The following is a 17,055-nucleotide window of genomic DNA, read 5'->3' as shown; positions in this document are numbered from 1 at the left end:
GGGGCGGAACACTCATTCGGGCCGGAAGGACAACGGCGAGGCCGCACTCACCTGCCCTCCCCGGTGAGCCGGTCGACGTCCAGGCGGTGACCACCCGAGGCCGCACCGATGCCGCGGATCCCGAAACCGCTGTCGGCCCACAGACACTCTCCGGTCACGACGCGAGCCCGGTCGGAGGCCAGGTAGACGAATCCCGCGCCGTAGTCCCACGGCTCGGGGACGAATCCGAGCGGGATCACCTGCTCCGCACCGGGCAGCACCGCGTCGACGGGTTGCTGGCCGAGGCTGCGGAGCCCCTCCATGCGCGTGCGGGCCACGCCGATCGCGACACCGTTGACCCGGATGCGCGGTGCCAGTTCCCAAGCCAGGCCACGGACGATCCCCGTGTCCGCGTGCTTGCTCGACACGTAGAGAACGCCGTCGTCGACTGCCCGGTAGCTCGCGATCGAGCAGCTGAACACCATCGCCGGATCGTCTGATCGCAACAACGGCCCCAGCGCGGCGCGTGCGCCCAGCAGGTAGCCCTTGACGTTGATGTCGAACATTTCGTCCACTGCAGATTCCAGCCGGTCCAACGGAATCTCGGACAGCAGCAGATTCCCCGCGCCGACACCGGCGTTGCCGACGAATGCGTCCAGCCCGCCGAAGCGCTCAGTCGTCGCCGCTACCGCGCGCTGGTTGTCGGCGAGCAGTTCGACCGATCCGGTCACGGTCAGCAGCTCGTCGCTGCCGAGTCCGTCCTCCAGCTGCGCGAGCCCGTCGGCATCCCGGTCGAGGACGGCGACGCGCGCTCCCTCGTCCAGATAGGACTCGACGATGGCCCGGCCGATGCCGTTGGCGCCCCCGGTGACCAGAGCGACCTTGCCGTCCAGCATTCCCATGTCCGTATCTCCTCCTCGAACGGCCCGTGTCAGGACGAGACCGCAGCTCCGTTGACGTCGATCACGGCACCGGTCAAAAAGCCCGCGCTGCGCGAAACCAGCGCCGGCACGAGGTCGCCGATCTCAGCCGCGCGGCCGAGGCGGCCGACCGGAATCCGCGCGGCGAGAACCTCCTCGCGCTGACCCGAGGAATCGAGGTAGTCCACCAGGTGCTCGGTCAGGATCGTGCCGGGATTGATCACGTTCGCGGTCACCCCGAGGTGCGCGACCTCCGAGGCGAGCTGCCTGGTGAATCCGACCAGACCCGATTTCGCCGCGACGTAGGCGGCCGAGTTGCCCAGCTGCGGTGCCGTGGCGGCGACCGTCCCGATGTTCAGGATCCGGCCCCAGCCGTTGTCGACCATGGGCGGCAGGAGGTCACGGCACACGAGAAACGGCAGAGTCAGGTTGAGCCGGATCTGGTCTTCCCACTCGGCGAGGGTGGTGTCGAGCGCCCGGGTCGGTTCGAGGAATCCGCCCGCGTTGTTGACCAGGATGTCCGCGCGCCCGCACTCCCGGAGCAGCTCTTGCCGCACTTCGGCCTCGCCGAGGTCGCCGGCGAAGCCGTGCGCCGAGGTCAGTCCCTCGTGACGGAAGGCGTCCACTGTGGCCGCTACGCCTTCGCGGGAGCGTCCGCAGACGAACACGCGTGCGCCATGGCGGAGCAACGCCCGGGCGATTGCCGCGCCGATCCCCTGTCGTCCCCCGGTGACGACCGCGGTGAGCCCGGTCAGCGAATGCGCGGAAGCCGCGTCGGGGGCGGTCACTGCGCGCCTTCGACGGTCACGCGTCCGCCGGGCCGGGCGATACCGCGGACGGCCAGGCCGCTGTCGGCCTGCACGAGGCTGCCGGTCATCACCCGCGACTCGTCCGACGCGAGCAGAACGAACACTCCCGCATAGGCGTCGACGTCGGGAATCTCTTGGAGCGGCAGCGCAAACCGCGTCCCGTCCAGGACCGAGTCGGTTGCGCCTTGTCCCAGCGCGGCGGTGCCCTTCAAGCGGGTCGGCGCAACGCCGGGCGCCACGCCGTTGACCCGGATGTCCGGCGCGAGTTCGTAGGCGAGTTGCCGGATGATCCCGAGCACTGCGTGTTTGGACGGCGTGTACAGCGCGCCGCCGCCGGCGGCGTGGGTGCTCGCGTACGAACCGGTCAGGATCACCGACCCCTTGGACTCCGTCAAGGCGTCCAGACATGCCCGGACCCCCAGCAAGGGAGCCAGCACGTTGACGCCGAAGAGCTCACCGAACGCTCGCGGCAGGTCATCACCCGGTACGGATTCCAACGGGGCGGCCCCATCGGTGATACCCGCGTTGCCCACGAAGCAGTCGATGCGCCCCCAGCGCTGCAGCGCGGCACCGGCGGCCTTCGTGTTCCCTTCCCAGGTGCTGACATCCGCCACCACGGGCGCCACCCGGTCACCGAAATCAGCCGTGCTGTCCGCCACGCTCGCCGAGATGTCGACCGCGACGACCCGCGCGCCCTCGCGGACGAATCTCGCCACCGTCGCGCGGCCGATGCCCGCCCCGGCCCCGGTGAAGACGACGACCTTGTCCTCCAGTACTCCCATGATCAACCTTTCCTTCGGCCAGGTCGCGAGTGGATTGATGAACGCTGCGCGCCGCGGTCAGCTCCGGCGGGCTGTCGCACAGGCGTCGCAGATCGGGGCGTTGGCTGCTCTCGGGTCCCGGTCCATCTCCAGCGCCACGTAGAACTTCTCGCAGCGGTGGCACTCGAGCCAGGTACCGCCCGGGTCCGCTACTTCGAGACGCGGATCGAGCCCGGACCGGGGCTCGCCGGTCCGTGTCTTGACCACGAGGGCGTAGCAGGGGACGCTCACCACAACGGTGGCCAAGGGGGCAGCCGCCTTGAGCCACGGGACCACCCAGGATGCCTCCGTCAGCAGGATGCCGACGGCCGACGACAGCACCCAGACCCCCAAGCCCCAGGTGACCGCGGGAAGGCGGCGGGCGCGGAACTCCGGTCCACGAGCCCGGTCCGACGGCACCAGCGCGTAGTGCGTCAGCATGATGCTGACCCAGCTGACGAAGAACACACCCTGCCACGCCAGCGCCGTCTGGAGGTAGCTGAACACGTCGGTGAGCATCATCAGGAACGCGAGGCCGGTCACCACGACAACCAGGACGAGCCGGTGGATCCGCACTCCGAAGACGGTGTTCAGCACGCGACGCAGATTGGAGGAAGCCTGGTAGTAGTTGAGGCTGTTGATCCTGGTCTGGGACACCACGATCAGGACGAGCCCGCCGACCCCGAGAGTGGCCAGCAGAGCTTGCACCACACCGGTTTCTGCTGTCGGGTCCTGCGGCAGGACGGCGCGGACCAGGAAGATCCCGACCACGCCGTTGACGGCGAACAGCCAGACGTAGAACGGCCAGGTGAACGACACCCGGCGGTGGAACTTCTGATCCTGGGGCCTGGCCAGCCGGGCGAAGTCGACGGTCGTCGGCATCGTCAGGTAGATGCCCATGTACAGGATCGCCCCGAGCAGCCAGCCGGGCAGAGCCCGGGCTTGGGCCGGCACGACCCCGGTGAACTCCAGCCAAGCGGTACCCGGGACCCTGACGGCAGCCACGACGACAGCGGCGACGATGCCGATGACGTACAACGGCAGCAGGATCGAATTCAGCCTGGCCATCCAGGTCTGGACACTGCCGAGCATCAGCGGCAGCATGCATACCGCGACGATCGCGTACCAGACACGGATGTCCCAGTCCGGCGTGTAGTGCTGGAAGGCGACGGCCAGCGTGCTGCTCTCGAAAACCGCGTAGTAGGTCGTGTTCGCGGCGATGAGCAGAGCCGTCAGCGATGCGCCGTAGGCCCCGAACATCCTTCTGGAAAGCAGCGTGCTGTTCAAGCCGCTGTGCATGCCCCACCGCGCGAACACGGCGTTGATCAGCGAGTAGCTCACCACCGACACGGCAATCGCGATCAGCGCGTCGCGGGTCCCGTACAGACTGCCGACCAGGGCTCCGTAGAACAACCAGACCATCGCGCTCAGCAGCGACCAGAAAGACATCGTCAGCTGCCAGCGGCCCACACGAGCAGTGACCGGGACGAGGTGGTTGCTGTAGTCGTCGGCTTGCTGTTCGGCGACCACGGTCGGGTCGTCGGTCGAGCGTGTCCGGAGGACCGGCAGCAAGGGGCTGTTGGCGGCTGGCATAGCGCCTCCCACAAAAGTGAACACAGAAGTGTATCCAATTCGGGTGAACCTAATCAGCTCCGTGCGGCATGTCAACCCTGAGGAGCCGGCGCCGACTACGCCGGTTCGGCAGCATCCGGAGACTGACAGCGAGAACGCGGCCGGGACACTGTCTGGGACGGCGTGCAGACACCAGTGCCGCGCAGACCCGTGGGCAGCACCGGGCATCTTCGCGGCGGGCGACATCCAGTCGAGAAACTGCCCGGTGGCGAGATCGTGGTTGCGGTCCTACCTGGCGTCCGTCCCGGGCGGCCCCGGCCCAGTCGTCTACCTGCGTCCAGCGCGTCCTGTGCTGTATCGGCAGCGCTCAGCGGCCCAGCGGGTTTCCGGAATATCACTCGGAAACACCGGTGACCCGAAGATGTTCACGTGGCCGCCGGGGCGGACGCAGCGCGCCGCGGCCTTTCGCCAGGTCGCGTAGTGCGGGGCGGCGCGGTGCTCGACTTCGAACGCCTTCTGGTCGCGGTAGATCTCGTACAGCAGGAACCGGTGCGGGTCCTCGGCCGAGCGGTGCACGTCGAAGCGGAGGCAGCCGGGTTCGTCGCGCAGGGTGGCGTGCGCGTTGGCGCGGATCGCGTCCAGGAATTCGCCGAGGTGCTCGGGGATCACGTCGAGCGTGACGATCACCGTGTACATCAGGCGGCCAACTCCAGGCTGAGACCGCAGCTCGCGGCGAGGGCATGCAGCTCCTCCACCGTCTTGGCCGGCAGCACCACACCGTCGCGCCGCCCGGCGGCCTCGGCGCGGGTTTCGATCTCGCCGGGGTGGAAGATCTCCGCAGCGCCCGCGGCCAGCGGCACGGCTTTGGTGCGGGCGATCAGGTCCTCGATGCGGCGGTCGAACTCCGCCGGATCCAGAACGGCGTCCACGCGGAGGGCGAGGACCAGGTGGCCGCAGCCGCTGCGCCGGTCCGGGACATAGGGGCCGGCGACGTCGGTCGCGTACGAGCTACCGGTCAGCACGCCGGAGAGCACGTCCATCATGAACGAGATCCCGTACCCCTTGTGCCCGGCCATCGGCGCGAGGATCCCGTCGATCGCCGCGCGCGGGTCGGTCGTCGGCACGCCGTCCGCGTCGATCGCCCACCCCTCCGGGATGCGCTCGCCGCGCTGCAACGCCGCGTAGATCTTCCCGCGCGCCACGCCGGTGTTGGCGATGTCGAGCACCACCGGACCGTGCGCGCCGCCGGGTGTCGCGATCGACCACGGGTTCGCGCCGACGGTCTTGGCGCGCCCGCCCCACGGCGCCATCGCGGGACTGCCGTTGGTGGTCAGGATGCCGACGCAGCCCGCCCGCGCCATCCGCCGCGTCCAGTACGCGGCGGTGCCGAAGTGGTTGCTGTTGCGCACCGCCACCACGCCGACCCCGTGCTCGCCGGCCCGCTCGACCGCCACGGCGCACGCGCGGTCGGTGACAACCTGCCCGATTCCGTCGTCACCGTCGAGCACGGCGACGGCCCCGAGGTCGGTGACGAGCCGCGGCTCGGTGACCGCGCGCATCACGCCGGACCGCAGCCGGGCGAGGTACCAGCCCAGCCGCAGCATGCCGTGCGAGGGGTGGCCCCACAGGTCGGCGGTGACGAGGCTGTCGCTGACCAGGCGCGCGTCCGCTTCCGGGACGCCCGCGGAGCGCAGGATGGCCGCCCCGGCGTCGGTGAGGGCGCCGGGGTCGACGCGGATGTCGTTCACAGTGGACCGTCCTCGGTGGTGAGCAGGGAACGCAGGACATAGGGCAGGATCCCGCCGTGCCGGTGGTAGTCCCGCTCCCGTTCGGTGTCGAGGCGCACCACCACCTCGAACGTCACGCCGTCGGCCTCCACCGTGGCGGTGCGCGGGTAACCGGCCAGGCCGCGCACGGTGAACCGTTCGTGCCCGGTGAGTCCGAGCGATTCGGCCGACTGGCCGGGGAGGAACTGCAGCGGCAGCACGCCCATCCCGATGAGGTTGGAGCGGTGGATGCGTTCGAACGACTCGGCGAGCACGGCCCGCACTCCGAGCAGGGCCGGGCCCTTGGCGGCCCAGTCGCGGGAGGAGCCGGAGCCGTAGTCCCGCCCGGCGAGCACGATCAGCGGGGTGCCGGCGTCGCGGTGCGCGAGGGCCGCCTCGTACACGCTGGTCACGGTGCCGTCCGGGGCGAGCGCGTAGCCGCCCTCGGTGCCGGGGACGAGCTGGTTGCGCAGCCGGACGTTGGCGAAGCAGCCGCGCATCATGACCTCGTGGTTGCCGCGGCGGGAGGCGTAGGTGTTGAGGTCGAAGCGCGGCACGCCAAGTCCGGTCAGGTACTGCCCGGCCGGCGTGTGCGGGGGGATCGCGCCGGCCGGTGAGACGTGGTCGGTGGTGACCGAGTCGCCGAGCTTGACCAGCACCCGCGCGCCCTCGATGCCGGTGACCGGGCCGGGGTCCGGGCGCATGCCGTCCAGATAGGGCGGACGGCGCAGGTACGTCGAGCCGTCGTCCCACGCGAAGGTCTCCCCGGCCGGCGCGTCCAGGTCCTGCCAGCGCCGGTCGCCGGTGAACACGTCCCGGTAGACCTCGGTGAACATCTCGGGCCGCAGCGACTCGTCGATGACCTCGCGGATCTCCGCCGCGCTGGGCCAGATGTCGCGCAGGAACACCGGTTCTCCCCCGGCGCCGGTGCCCAGTGGTTCGGTGAGCAGGTCGGTGTCCATCGTGCCGGTGAGCGCGTAGGCGACGACCAGCGGCGGCGAGGCGAGGTAGTTCATCCGCACCTCGGGGTTGATCCGGCCGTCGAAGTTGCGGTTGCCGGACAGCACCGCCACCACGGACAGGTCGTGCTCGGCGACCTCCCGCGACACCTCCGGGATGAGCGGCCCGGACGCGCCGATGCAGGTCATGCACCCGTAGCCGGTGAGGTGGAACCCCAGCTTCTCCAGGTACGGGGTCAGCCCCGCGCGGTCGAAGTAGCCGGTGACCACGCGGGACCCGGGCGACAGGCTGGTCTTCACCCACGGCTTGCTCGACAGCCCGGCGCGCACGGCGTTGCGGGCGAGCAACCCGGCCGCGACCATCACCGCCGGGTTGGACGTGTTGGTGCACGAGGTGATCGCGGCGATGACGACCGAGCCGTGGCCGAGCCGGTCCGCGGCCGGCTCCCGCGACACGACGCCCATCTCCGCGAGCGCCTGCCGGAACCCCGTTTTCGCCGCGTCCAGCCGCACCCGGTCCTGCGGCCGGCGCGGCCCGGCCAGCGACGGCACCACGGTGCCCAGGTCGAGTTCGACGGTCTCGGAGTAGCGCGGCTCGTGGGACGGGTCGTGCCACAGCCCCTGTTCCTTGGCGTAAGCCTCGACGAGCCGGACGTGCTCCGGGTCGCGCCCGCTGAACCGCAGGTAGCGGATGGTCTCGGCGTCGATCGGGAAGTAGGCGCAGGTCGAACCGAACTCGGGGCTCATGTTGGCGATGGTGGCGCGGTCGGCCAAGCTGATGGCGCCGACGCCGGGCCCGGTGAACTCGACGAACTTGCCGACCACGCCGTGCGCCCGCATCAGCTCGGTGATCGTGAGGACCAGGTCGGTGGCGGTCGCGCCCTCGCGGAGTTCGCCGTGCAGCCGCACCCCGACGACCCGTGGCACGAGCATCGACAGGGACTGGCCGAGCATCGCGGCCTCGGCCTCGATCCCGCCGATCCCCCAGCCGAGGACGCCGAGCCCGTCGACCATCGTGGTGTGCGAGTCGGTGCCCAGGCACAGATCGGGGTAGGCCCAGCCGCCGCCGGTCATCACGACGCGGGCCAGGTACTCCAGGTTGACCTGGTGCATGATCCCGGTGCCGGGCGGCACGACCGCGAAGTTCCGCAGCGTTTCCTTGCCCCATTTGAGGAACCGGTAGCGTTCGGCGTTGCGCCGGTACTCGATCTCGACGTTGCGGTCCAGCGCGTCCGGGCGGCCGAACACGTCCGCGATCACCGAGTGGTCGATGACGAGTTCGGCCGGGATGACGGGGTTCACCCGGCGCGGGTCGCCGCCGAGCGCGGCCATGGCGTGCCGCATCGCGGCGAGGTCGGCCAGCGCCGGGACGCCGTTGGTGTCGTGCAGGAAGATCCGGGCCGGGTGCAGGTCGACGGCGGTGTCGTGCACGTCCGGCGCGCCCCACCGCAGCAGTGCCTCGATCTGCTCGGCGGTGACGACGCGGCCGTCCTCGTGGCGGAGGAGGTTCTCCAGCACGATCTTCAACGTGACGGGCAGGCCGTCGGGGGCCAGTCCGGCGATGCGGTGGATGCGGTGGTCCACCCCGCCGACCGCGAGGACGCCTGCGGTGCCGAAGCTGTTCCGGCTGGGGAAGTTCGGGGCGGTCATCGGGTCTCCGCGGGGCGGAGCGCGGCGGCTTGCTCCGGCGTGAGGGGCCGGGTCGCGTGCCCGCGCAGGAGCAGGTGCAGGCGCGCCGTCTCTTCGAGTTCCTCGACGGCGTCGGCAGCGGCCGCGAGGTCGGCCCCGGCTACGACCGGTCCGTGGTTGGCGAGCAGCATGCCGTGGTGGCGGCGCGCGGTGTCTTCGGCGAGCGGCCCCAGCGCGGGGTCGCCGGGCGCGTGGTAGGGCAGCAGCGGCAGGGTGCCGACGCGCATCGCGTAGTAGGCGGTCAGCGGCGGCAGCACGTCGGCCGGGTCGACGTCGGCGAGGCAGGACACCGCGACCGCGTGGGTCGAGTGCAGGTGCACCACCGCGCCGGCGTCGGGGCGGGCGCGGTAGACCGCGGCGTGCAGGAAGGCCTCTTTGGACGGTCGTGGTCCGTCGACGTGCCGTCCGTCGGCGTCGATGACGGCCAGCGCGTCCGGGTCGAGGTCGCCCAGGCTCGCGCCGGTCGGGGTGACGAGGATCCGCTCACCCTGGCGCACGCTGAGGTTGCCGGTGCGGCCGAACGTCAGCTTCCGATGGAACAACGACGCGCCCAGGGCGGCGATCTGCGCGCGGATTCCGGTGCTCATCGCGTCGCTCCGTCCATCGCGCGGACCAGCAGGTCCGGCCGGCCGAAGTTGCCGGACTTCAGCAGCAGCGCCACCGGATCGTCGGTGGTCGTCACGCACCACGGCACCCCGTGGTCGGCCTCGTCGCCGACGACGACCTGCTCGACACCGAGCGCGGTGGTCACCGCGCCGGAGGTCTCCCCGCCGGCCACCGCGATCCGGCGGACGCCGAGTTCGACCGCGCGGCGGGCGAGCAGTCCGAGGGTCTCCTCCAGGACCTCGGCGATCCCCGGCCCTGTCGCCCGCTGCTCCGCCGGCGCGGACGAGTACAGCACCACCGGCCCGTCGCCGAGGTTGCGCTCCAGCCACTCCACCGCGACCGCGGCCAGCTCGGCCGGGACCGGGGTGGCGACCGGGTCGAGCCGGTGCCCGGGAAAACGGGCCAGCGCCTGGTCGAGCTGGCCGAGCGTGGCCGCCGAACAGCTGCCGGCGAGGATCACGCCCGGCCCAGGCGGGAGCGGGACGATCTCCGCCGCCCGCGCCGCTTCCGGCACGGCCACCCGGGCGATCGCGCCGGCCAGGCCCGCTCCCCCGGTGAGGAGCGGCCAGTCGCTCGTCGCGCGGGCGAGGGCGAGCAGGTCGGCCTCTTCGGTGGCATCGGCGACGACGTGGCGGACGTCGAGCCCGTCGAGGTGCTCCTGGACGAAGGCCGGGCCGCGCCGCACCGCGGTCAGCGGCAGCAGCCCGACCGGGTGCGGGGTCTGCCTGCCGAGCACGCGCACCAGGTTCGCGTCGGTCATCGGGGTGAGCGGGTGGTGGCGCATCGGGGAGTCCGACAGCAGCACGTCGCCGACGAACAGGTGCCCGAGGTAGGTGGTGCGGCCGTGTTCGGGCGAGGCCGGGCAGATCAGCGTGCGGCCACCAAGGACACCGAGGAGCGCGTCGGCGACCGGGCCGATGTTGCCCGCATCGGTCGAATCAAAGGTGCTGCAGTACTTGAAGTAGAACCGGGTGACGCCGAGCGCGGCGAGCCACCGTTGCGCGGCCAGCGTCCGCGTGACCGCATCGGCCGCCGGGATGCTGCGGGTCTTCAGGGCGACCACGACGGCATCACAGTCCGGCACGCCGGCCCGCTCGCCCGGAACCCCGAAGCGCAGGACCGTCCGCATCCCGGCGCGGCGCAGCGCGGCGGCGACGTCGCTGCCGCCAGTGTGGTCGTCGGCGATGCAGCCGAGCACCGGGCTCACGCGTGCACCTCCGCGCGCAACGCCCGCGCCGCGAGGTGGGGCGGACTGAGCACCGGCACCCCGAGCGCGGCCTCGACCGCGTCCCGCACCGGGGCGAGGGAGAACTGGCCGAGCACCACCAGATCCGTCTCCCCCGCCTCCCGCGCCGTCTCCGCGACCAGCTCCGCCGCCCGCGGGACGTCCCCCGCCGCCAGCGCTTCCCGCGCGCCGGCCACGACGCGACCGTCCACTGTGGTCCGCGGATCGAGGTGCGCACGCAGGCGGGCGACCGTGTCGCGGGTGCCCGCCTCGATCGGGCCGAGGACCACCACCCGCTCCGGCGCGAGCCGGGCCGCCTCCGCGAACAGCGCGCCGTCGGAGGACAGCACCGGGACCGGCAGCCCCGGCGCCGCCTCGTCGGCGACCGGCCCGTACATCGAGCAGCTCAGCAGCACCGCGTCCGCGCCGCCCTCGACGGCGTAGGAGATCAGCGCGCGCATCCGGCTCCGCAGCGCCGGGGTGAGCCCGCCGGCCCGCTCGGCGTCGCTGATCAGGGTGTCGTCGAGCAGGTTCCACCGGCGCGCCTCCCCGAACTCGTCGTCGAATGCGGTGGCTGCGGGCGCCATGGCGGCGGGGGTGGCGTGGACGAGGGCCACGAGGGGCTGGTGCCCGGTCACGGTCGGCCTTTCTGTGTGCGGGTGGTCAGGCGGCCTGGATGGCGTCCACGACGGCGTCGGTGAACTCCGTCGTGGACGCGGTCCCGCCCAGGTCACGCGTGCGGGTGCCGGCGGTGACGGTCGCGGTGACGCCGTCCTCGACGCGGCGGGCGGCGTCGGTCAGGCGCGGGTCGTCGTTCTTCGCGGCGAGCCACTGCAGCAGCATGGCGCTGGAGAGGATCATCGCGACCGGGTTGGCGACGTTGCGCCCGGCGATGTCCGGGGCGGACCCGTGCGCGGCCTGCGCCATCGCGTGGGTGTCCGAGGAGTTCACCGACGGGGCGATGCCGAGCGAGCCGGCGATCTCCCCGGCCAGGTCGGAGAGGATGTCGCCGAACATGTTCTCGGTGACGATGACGTCGAACTCGTCGGCCTTGCGGACCAGCTTCATCGTCATCGCGTCGATGTGGAAGTCGTCGACGGTGACGTCCGGGTAGTCGGCGGCCACTTCCCGGCACACCGTGCGGAACAGGCCGGTGGTCAGCTTCAGCACGTTGGCCTTGTGCACGATGGTCAGCTTCTTGCCGCGCGCCTGGGCGAGCTCGAACGCGGTGCGGGCGATCCGCTCGGTGGCCGCCCGGGTGATGATGCCCATCGCGATCGCCACGTCCGGGGTGGGCATGAACTCGCCGGTGCCGGCGTGGGTGTTGCGGTCGGCGTAGAAGCCCTCGGTGTTCTCCCGCACGATCACCAGGTCCGTGCCCTCGACGACGGCGTTGCCGCCGGGGAACGCCTTTGCCGGGCGGATGTTGGCGTAGAGCTGGAAGTGCTTGCGGATCGTGCCGCTCGGGTTGAGCTGCGAGCGGTGCGGCTCGGGGTAGGAGACGCTGTCGTGCGGGCCGAGCAGCCACGCGTCGAGCCCGGCGAGGGCCTCCAGCGTCGCGGCCGGGGTGTGCGCGCCGTGGGTCTCGATGGCGGCGGCGCCCAGCGGCAGCTCGGTCCACTCGACGGGATCGAGGCCCGCCGCGTCGAACGCGGCGTCCAGGATCGCCACCGCGGACGGCACGATCTCCGGTCCGATGCCGTCGCCGTGCAGGACGCCGAGCCGGTAGCGGCGGTTCGGGTTGCTGGTCATGTCGGGGTGTGCGCCTTTCGGTACGGGGTTTCAGACTTGCAGCGTGAGGAGGTCTTCGGCGTCCTCCGAGGGGACCACGGCGTCGGCGTAGAGCAGGGCCGACTCCGGGGCGAAGGTGAGGCCGACCCGCCCGGACAGCCCGGGGCGGGTGCTTTCGACCTGCACCACCTGGTTGCCCAGGCGCACGTCGTACTCGTAGTGGGAGCCGACGTAGGAACGGGTCAGGATCTCGGTGCCGAGCAGGTTCGCGGCGTCGGCTTCGCGGTCGGCGGGCAGGACTTCGAGCTTCTCCGGCCGGATCGCGACCGTGACCTGCCCGCCGGCGCCCACCTCGACCGGGGAGGCGACGGTCACGACCTCGCCCCCGGCGTCCAGCCGGACGTCGGTGTGGCCGTCGGCGCGCCGCTCGACGGTGCCGCGCAGGAAGTTGCAGCGGCCGACGAACGCGGCGACCGCCGCCGCGGCGGGCTGCTCGTAGATCTCGTGCGGGGTGCCGATCTGGAGCATGTCGCCCTCGCTCATCACCGCGATCCGGTCGGACAAGGCCAGCGCCTCGTCCTGGTCGTGGGTGACGTAGACGGTGGTGATGCCCAGGTCCTCCTGCAGGCGCTTGAGCCAGGCGCGGGCCTGCTCGCGCAGTTTGGCGTCCAGGTTGGACAGCGGCTCGTCGAGCAGCAGCACGCTCGGCGAGTACACCAGTGCGCGGGCCAGCGCGACCCGCTGCTGCTGGCCGCCGGAGAGCTGGTGCGGGTAGCGGTACCGCAGGTGGGCCAGGCCGACCTTGTCCAGCGCGTCGGTGATGCGCCGGTCCTGCTCGTCCTTGCCGATCTTGCGGATCTTCAACGGCATCGCCAGGTTGGCGGCGATGGTCATGTGCGGCCACAGGGCGTAGGACTGGAAAACCATGCCGAGGTTGCGTTCCTCGGGTGTGCGGAACACCTTCCGCGCCACGTCGACGAACACCTCGCCGCCGACGCTGATGCTGCCGCCGGTCGGCCTCTCCAGCCCGGCGATGCAGTTGAGCGTGGTGGATTTGCCGCAGCCGCTGGGGCCGAGCAGGGTGAAGAACTCGCCGTCGCGGATGGTGAAGTCGACGCCCTTGAGCACGCTGGTCGTGCCGAACGTCTTGTCGAGCTGGTGGACGCGGACCTCAGGCATCGCGGTGCCCCTTCATGAGTAGCCGGGCGAGGCCGACGAATACGGCGGTGATGGCGATCTGGACGGTGGCGAGGGCGGCGACCGAGCCGGTGTTGCCCTGCACCCAGAGTTCGAGCATGGTCGTGCCGATGACGTTGGAGTCGGCCGAGGCGAGGAACACCGCGGGCGAGTACTCCTTGAGCATCGTGACGAAGGTGAGGATCATCGCGCCGGCGAACGCCGGGGTGAGCAGCTTGCCGAGGACTCGGGTGAAGGTGCGCACCCAGTCCGCGCCGGACACGCGGGCGGCGTTGTCGAGCTCCTGCCCGATCTGCATCACCGACGGCGCGATCGAGCCGAACCCGGACGGCAGCGCCCGCAGCCCGAAGCCGACGACCAGCACGGCGAGCGTGCCCTGGACGAGTCCGCCCATCCCGAACGGCAGGTAAGCGAAGGCCCAGAACAGCCCGATGCCGATGATGATGCCGGGGATGGCCTGCGGCGCCAGCGCGAGGTACTCGGCCAGCCGCCGGAACCGGAAGGTGGACCGTTTGGACACCAGCACCGCCAGCGTGGCGACGAAGCTGACCACGACCGCGCCGACCGCGGCGACGATCAGGCTGTTCACAATGGACTGGACGTAGGCGGCGAATCCGAACACCCGCTCGTAGTTCGCGGTCGTCGCCGTCTGCAACGGGTTCTGCAGCGGCGTGAAGACCCGGGTGAAGGACCGGAACACCAGCCCGCCGATCGGCAGCAGCGCGCCGAACACCACGTAGACGGTGATGGCGGCGACGCCGATCCACTTGATCCAGCCCAGTTCGAGCCGCCGAGGCCGGGTGGCCTTGCCGCGCACCGAGACGAACCGCTGCGCCTCCTTCAGCAGCTTCGCCTGCACCGCGACCAGGCCCACGGTCACCAGCAGGATCAGCACCGAAGCCGCGCCGAGCACCCCGTAGTCGGGATTGATCGACTGGAGGCCGTTGGTGTAGAGGAAGGTCGAGAACACCTTGATGCCCACGGGCTGCCCGTAGAGCAGCGGCACGCTCAGCGTCTCCACCGACATGCTGAACACCAGGATGGAGCTGTAGACCATCGGCGGGCGCAGCATCGGGATGACGACGGAGAACAGGATCCGCAGGGGCTTGGCGCCGCAGACCTGCGCGGCGCTTTCCAATGAGGCGTCGGCCTTGCCCAGCGCGTTGGCGCAGAACACGTAGGCGATCGGGGCCAGCGCCACCGCCTCGGTGATGGCCATGCCGGGGATCGAGTACAGGTTCCACGGCACGGTGCCGATCCACTGGCGGACCTGGGTGCTCACGAACCCGGCCGGGCCGTAGAGCGTGATCCAGCCGAAGCCCAGGATCAGCGAGGAGATGAAGAACGGCCACTGCATGGCCGCGGCGAACCCGCGCCCGAAGGGCAGCCTGGTGCGGACCACCAGCACCGCCATCGGCACCGCGATGAGCAGCGTCAGCACGGTGGTGAGGACGGCGAACATCAGCGTGTTCAGCACCACCGTGCCGAACCCGGCCTCGGTGAACAGCCGGACGTAGTTGGCGGGGGTGAAGATCCCGCCGGCCTCGTAGAGCGGGCGGTCCAGGACGGACTGGATCAGGGTCGGCACGACCGGGGCGAGCACCAGCAGGGCGAGCAGGGCCAGCACCGCGTACTGCACCCACAGTTCGCGGCGCGCGCCGAGCAGGCGGCGGTACCGCGGGGCGGGCGGTCCGGGCCGCGGCGGGGCCGCCCGGTCCGGTTCGGTCAGGGTCGTCATGTCGCGTGGTCTCCGATTCCTCGTGCGGGTCAGCGACCCAGCAGCCCGTCCCAGCGGCCGACGAACTCCTCGACCTCCTGCTCCGGGGTCAGCTCGTACTTCGCGACGATCACGTTCTGCTGCCCGACCTGGTCCACGACCTCCTGGTACGTGCGCAGACCCGGCGCGGCGGTGACGTCGGGCCGGTAGGACGTCAGGCCGCCCTCGGCGACCGCGCGCTGGCCCTCCTGGGAGAGCACGAAGTCCAGGAACAGCTTGGCGGTGTTGCTGTGCGGCGCCTTCGGGGTGATGCCGATGCCGCGCGGCAGGACGACGGTGCCGTCCTTGGGGAAGGCCACCTGGAACAACCCGCCGCTGTCCTCGACGACCGGGTAGGCCGGGGCGCCGGAGATGAAGAACCCGGCGACGTACTCCCCGGCGAGGATCTTCTCGGTCTGGGTGCCCGACGAGGTCTCGGGCCGGGCCATGGGCAGCAGTGTCTCCAGGTCCTGCCACGCCGTCGGCACCGAGTCGGTGAAGGTGTGCGAGACGGTGAACCCGAAGGCGCCGTTGACGTCCCGGGTGGTGATCTTGTCCTGGAACTTGGCCGGGTCCTGGCGCACCATCGCGGCCAGGTCGGACAGGCTGGTGGGCGCGCGGTCCAGCAGAGAGGTGTTGTAGGCGATCGTCATCGGATCGGTCGCCATCGTGTAGACGTTCGGCATGAGCTGGGCGAAGTCGGTGAGCTTCGGCAGTTCCGGCGAGGTGTAGTCCAGCAGCCGGCCCGGCTGGGACGCGTACTCCGCCCACGCCTGGGCGGCGTTGGACACCAGGACGTCGGCGGGCGAGCCGCCGGTCGCCTGCTCGCTGAGCACGCGCTGGAAGACCTCGTCGCTGTCCAGGTTGTTGGCCTGGATGTTGGTGATCCACGGGTACTTCTTCTGGAAGTCCCGGAAGACCGGGGCCCAGTTCTCCTGGTCGGTGTTGGAGTAGATGGTGAGCGTGTCGCCCTCCGCCTTGGAACCCTGGATGATCTGCGAGTAGTCCGCCGGGTAGTAGGCCGGGACCTGCTCGACGGCGATCGGGTTCTCCGCCGCCTGCTCCCCCGTGCTGCCGCCCCCGCACGCGGCGGTGGCGCCGAGCACGACCGCCGCACCGACGGCCACCAGGGCCCTGGCCCTGTTTCCCACGCGTGTGCCGGTCACTGCCGACGTTCTGGTCATCCGAAGCTCCTCGAAGCGATAGCGACACTGCTGTCGCGACAGACTCTGAAGGTTATAACCTACAACCGTCAAGTCCCAATCTGGCCAAGCGAAGGAAAACGGCCTGCTGTCCGCGCGCGGAGGGTGTGGTAGGTTATAACCGTCGAAAGGGGGCGCCGTGGCGGAGCCGGCTGAGCTGTACGCGACGAAGAGCGATTACGCGTACATGGTCCTGCGCGAGAAGATCCTGTCCGGGGAGTTCGAACCGGGCGCGGTCCTCAACCAGGCCATCCTCGCCCGCACGATCGGCATCAGCACCACCCCACTGCGGGAGGCGTTGCGCCGGCTGAAGTCCGAGGGCCTGGTCGACCTGGGCGCGCACAAGGACGCGAAGGTCACCGAGCTCTCCGGCGAAGAGGCCCGTGACCTGCTGGAGATGCGCCGGTCGCTGGACCCGCTCGCGGTCGCGCTGGCGGCCGAGCGCCGGACCCGCACCGACATCCAGAACATCCGCGAGGCGGTGCGCGGCGTCGAGCCGCTGCGGTCCAACCCCGGCTACGTCGACCTGATCGCACACCGGCGCTTCCACGTCGCGCTCTACACGGCCTCGCACAACGAACTGCTGATCCAGACACTGGACAGCCTGTGGGACAAGGCCGACCGGTACCGGCGGCTCGGCCTGCAGGTCGAGCGCAGCCAGGAGGAGCGCGACCAGAAGCACGCCGAGCACCTCGGCCTGGTCGACGCCATCGTCGCCGGCGACGCCGACGCCGCGTCGACGATCATGCTCCAGCACATCGACACCAGCCTCGGCGCGAAGGCCGCGTCCCGGCTCGGCGTCTCCCCCGCCGCCACCCCGCGCGGCGTCTGAGGAGTGACCGCC

Annotated in this window: 15 protein-coding genes; 1 reads left to right on the top strand and 14 read right to left on the bottom strand. The window is 71.0% G+C overall.

The window, feature by feature from the left end:
• Positions 1 to 47 precede the first annotated feature (47 nt).
• The 14 genes from ACCP09_RS20790 to ACCP09_RS20725 all read right to left on the bottom strand — a co-directional run bounded on the left by ACCP09_RS20790 (position 48) and on the right by ACCP09_RS20725 (position 16,193).
• Positions 48 to 875: an SDR family oxidoreductase gene (locus ACCP09_RS20790; RefSeq protein ID WP_433749118.1), complete on the bottom strand. Its 828-nt coding sequence runs from the start codon at positions 873 to 875 to the stop codon at positions 48 to 50.
• Positions 876 to 910: 35 nt separating this feature from the next.
• A complete protein-coding gene (locus tag ACCP09_RS20785) occupies positions 911 to 1,687 on the bottom strand; it encodes an SDR family NAD(P)-dependent oxidoreductase (RefSeq protein WP_433749115.1) in 777 nt (258 codons plus the stop codon).
• On the bottom strand, positions 1,684 to 2,490 hold the full coding sequence (locus ACCP09_RS20780; protein ID WP_433749113.1) for an SDR family oxidoreductase: 807 nt from the start codon (positions 2,488 to 2,490) through the stop codon (positions 1,684 to 1,686). Before ACCP09_RS20780 ends, ACCP09_RS20785 begins: the two co-directional genes overlap by 4 nt.
• 57 nt (positions 2,491 to 2,547) lie before the next feature.
• Positions 2,548 to 4,101 carry a purine-cytosine permease family protein gene (locus ACCP09_RS20775; RefSeq protein WP_433749110.1) on the bottom strand — a complete coding sequence of 518 codons (1,554 nt, stop codon included), beginning with the start codon at positions 4,099 to 4,101 and terminating at the stop codon, positions 2,548 to 2,550.
• A gap of 306 nt (positions 4,102 to 4,407) precedes the next feature.
• Entirely contained in the window at positions 4,408 to 4,767 is a 360-nt protein-coding gene (locus ACCP09_RS20770) for a putative quinol monooxygenase (RefSeq protein WP_433749107.1), read from the bottom strand.
• Positions 4,768 to 4,775: 8 nt separating this feature from the next.
• Positions 4,776 to 5,828 carry an Ldh family oxidoreductase gene (locus tag ACCP09_RS20765; RefSeq protein ID WP_433749104.1) on the bottom strand — a complete coding sequence of 351 codons (1,053 nt, stop codon included), beginning with the start codon at positions 5,826 to 5,828 and terminating at the stop codon, positions 4,776 to 4,778.
• Positions 5,825 to 8,455 carry an aconitate hydratase AcnA gene (gene acnA / locus ACCP09_RS20760; protein ID WP_433749101.1) on the bottom strand — a complete coding sequence of 877 codons (2,631 nt, stop codon included), beginning with the start codon at positions 8,453 to 8,455 and terminating at the stop codon, positions 5,825 to 5,827. Before acnA ends, ACCP09_RS20765 begins: the two co-directional genes overlap by 4 nt.
• Positions 8,452 to 9,081: a 3-oxo-tetronate 4-phosphate decarboxylase gene (gene otnC, locus ACCP09_RS20755; protein WP_433749099.1), complete on the bottom strand. Its 630-nt coding sequence runs from the start codon at positions 9,079 to 9,081 to the stop codon at positions 8,452 to 8,454. Before otnC ends, acnA begins: the two co-directional genes overlap by 4 nt.
• Complete coding sequence (gene otnK / locus ACCP09_RS20750; RefSeq protein WP_433749096.1) at positions 9,078 to 10,307, bottom strand: 3-oxo-tetronate kinase; 1,230 nt, start codon at positions 10,305 to 10,307, stop codon at positions 9,078 to 9,080. Before otnK ends, otnC begins: the two co-directional genes overlap by 4 nt.
• Entirely contained in the window at positions 10,304 to 10,912 is a 609-nt protein-coding gene (locus ACCP09_RS20745) for an aspartate/glutamate racemase family protein (RefSeq protein ID WP_433749094.1), read from the bottom strand. Before ACCP09_RS20745 ends, otnK begins: the two co-directional genes overlap by 4 nt.
• 76 nt (positions 10,913 to 10,988) lie before the next feature.
• Complete coding sequence (locus ACCP09_RS20740; protein WP_433749091.1) at positions 10,989 to 12,077, bottom strand: isocitrate/isopropylmalate dehydrogenase family protein; 1,089 nt, start codon at positions 12,075 to 12,077, stop codon at positions 10,989 to 10,991.
• Positions 12,078 to 12,107: 30 nt separating this feature from the next.
• Positions 12,108 to 13,235: an ABC transporter ATP-binding protein gene (locus ACCP09_RS20735; protein ID WP_433749088.1), complete on the bottom strand. Its 1,128-nt coding sequence runs from the start codon at positions 13,233 to 13,235 to the stop codon at positions 12,108 to 12,110.
• The gene (locus ACCP09_RS20730; protein WP_433749085.1) at positions 13,228 to 14,991 is read right to left on the bottom strand and encodes an ABC transporter permease; all 1,764 of its coding nucleotides are present in this window, start codon (positions 14,989 to 14,991) and stop codon (positions 13,228 to 13,230) included. The genes ACCP09_RS20735 and ACCP09_RS20730 overlap by 8 nt, the downstream gene beginning before the upstream one ends.
• Positions 14,992 to 15,020: 29 nt before the next feature.
• Positions 15,021 to 16,193, bottom strand: coding sequence for an ABC transporter substrate-binding protein (locus ACCP09_RS20725; RefSeq protein WP_433749082.1), 1,173 nt, complete (start codon positions 16,191 to 16,193; stop codon positions 15,021 to 15,023).
• 157 nt (positions 16,194 to 16,350) lie between these two features.
• Here ACCP09_RS20725 and ACCP09_RS20720 point away from each other — a divergent pair, with 157 nt between their 5' ends.
• A complete protein-coding gene (locus ACCP09_RS20720) occupies positions 16,351 to 17,043 on the top strand; it encodes a GntR family transcriptional regulator (RefSeq protein ID WP_433749079.1) in 693 nt (230 codons plus the stop codon).
• Positions 17,044 to 17,055 lie beyond the last annotated feature (12 nt).

The organism is Amycolatopsis sp. 3B14 (assembly GCF_050958625.1).
In the GTDB taxonomy this organism is placed as follows: Bacteria; Actinomycetota; Actinomycetes; order Mycobacteriales; family Pseudonocardiaceae; genus Amycolatopsis_E; species Amycolatopsis_E thermoflava.
Note: the sequence above shows the minus strand (reverse complement) of the source record. Positions and strands in the feature narration are given on the sequence as shown.

Bases quoted from the DNA above. Each gene is read 5' to 3' on its own strand.
- ACCP09_RS20790 (WP_433749118.1), bottom strand. From the start codon at position 875: ATGCTGGACGGCAAGGTCGCTCTGGTCACCGGGGGCGCCAACGGCATC.
- ACCP09_RS20780 (WP_433749113.1), bottom strand. From the start codon at position 2,490: ATGGGAGTACTGGAGGACAAGGTCGTCGTCTTCACCGGGGCCGGGGCG.
- ACCP09_RS20775 (WP_433749110.1), bottom strand. From the start codon at position 4,101: ATGCCAGCCGCCAACAGCCCCTTGCTGCCGGTCCTCCGGACACGCTCG.
- acnA (WP_433749101.1), bottom strand. From the start codon at position 8,455: ATGACCGCCCCGAACTTCCCCAGCCGGAACAGCTTCGGCACCGCAGGC.
- otnC (WP_433749099.1), bottom strand. From the start codon at position 9,081: ATGAGCACCGGAATCCGCGCGCAGATCGCCGCCCTGGGCGCGTCGTTG.
- ACCP09_RS20745 (WP_433749094.1), bottom strand. From the start codon at position 10,912: ATGGCGCCCGCAGCCACCGCATTCGACGACGAGTTCGGGGAGGCGCGC.
- ACCP09_RS20740 (WP_433749091.1), bottom strand. From the start codon at position 12,077: ATGACCAGCAACCCGAACCGCCGCTACCGGCTCGGCGTCCTGCACGGC.
- ACCP09_RS20735 (WP_433749088.1), bottom strand. From the start codon at position 13,235: ATGCCTGAGGTCCGCGTCCACCAGCTCGACAAGACGTTCGGCACGACC.
- ACCP09_RS20730 (WP_433749085.1), bottom strand. From the start codon at position 14,991: ATGACGACCCTGACCGAACCGGACCGGGCGGCCCCGCCGCGGCCCGGA.
- ACCP09_RS20725 (WP_433749082.1), bottom strand. From the start codon at position 16,193: ATGACCAGAACGTCGGCAGTGACCGGCACACGCGTGGGAAACAGGGCC.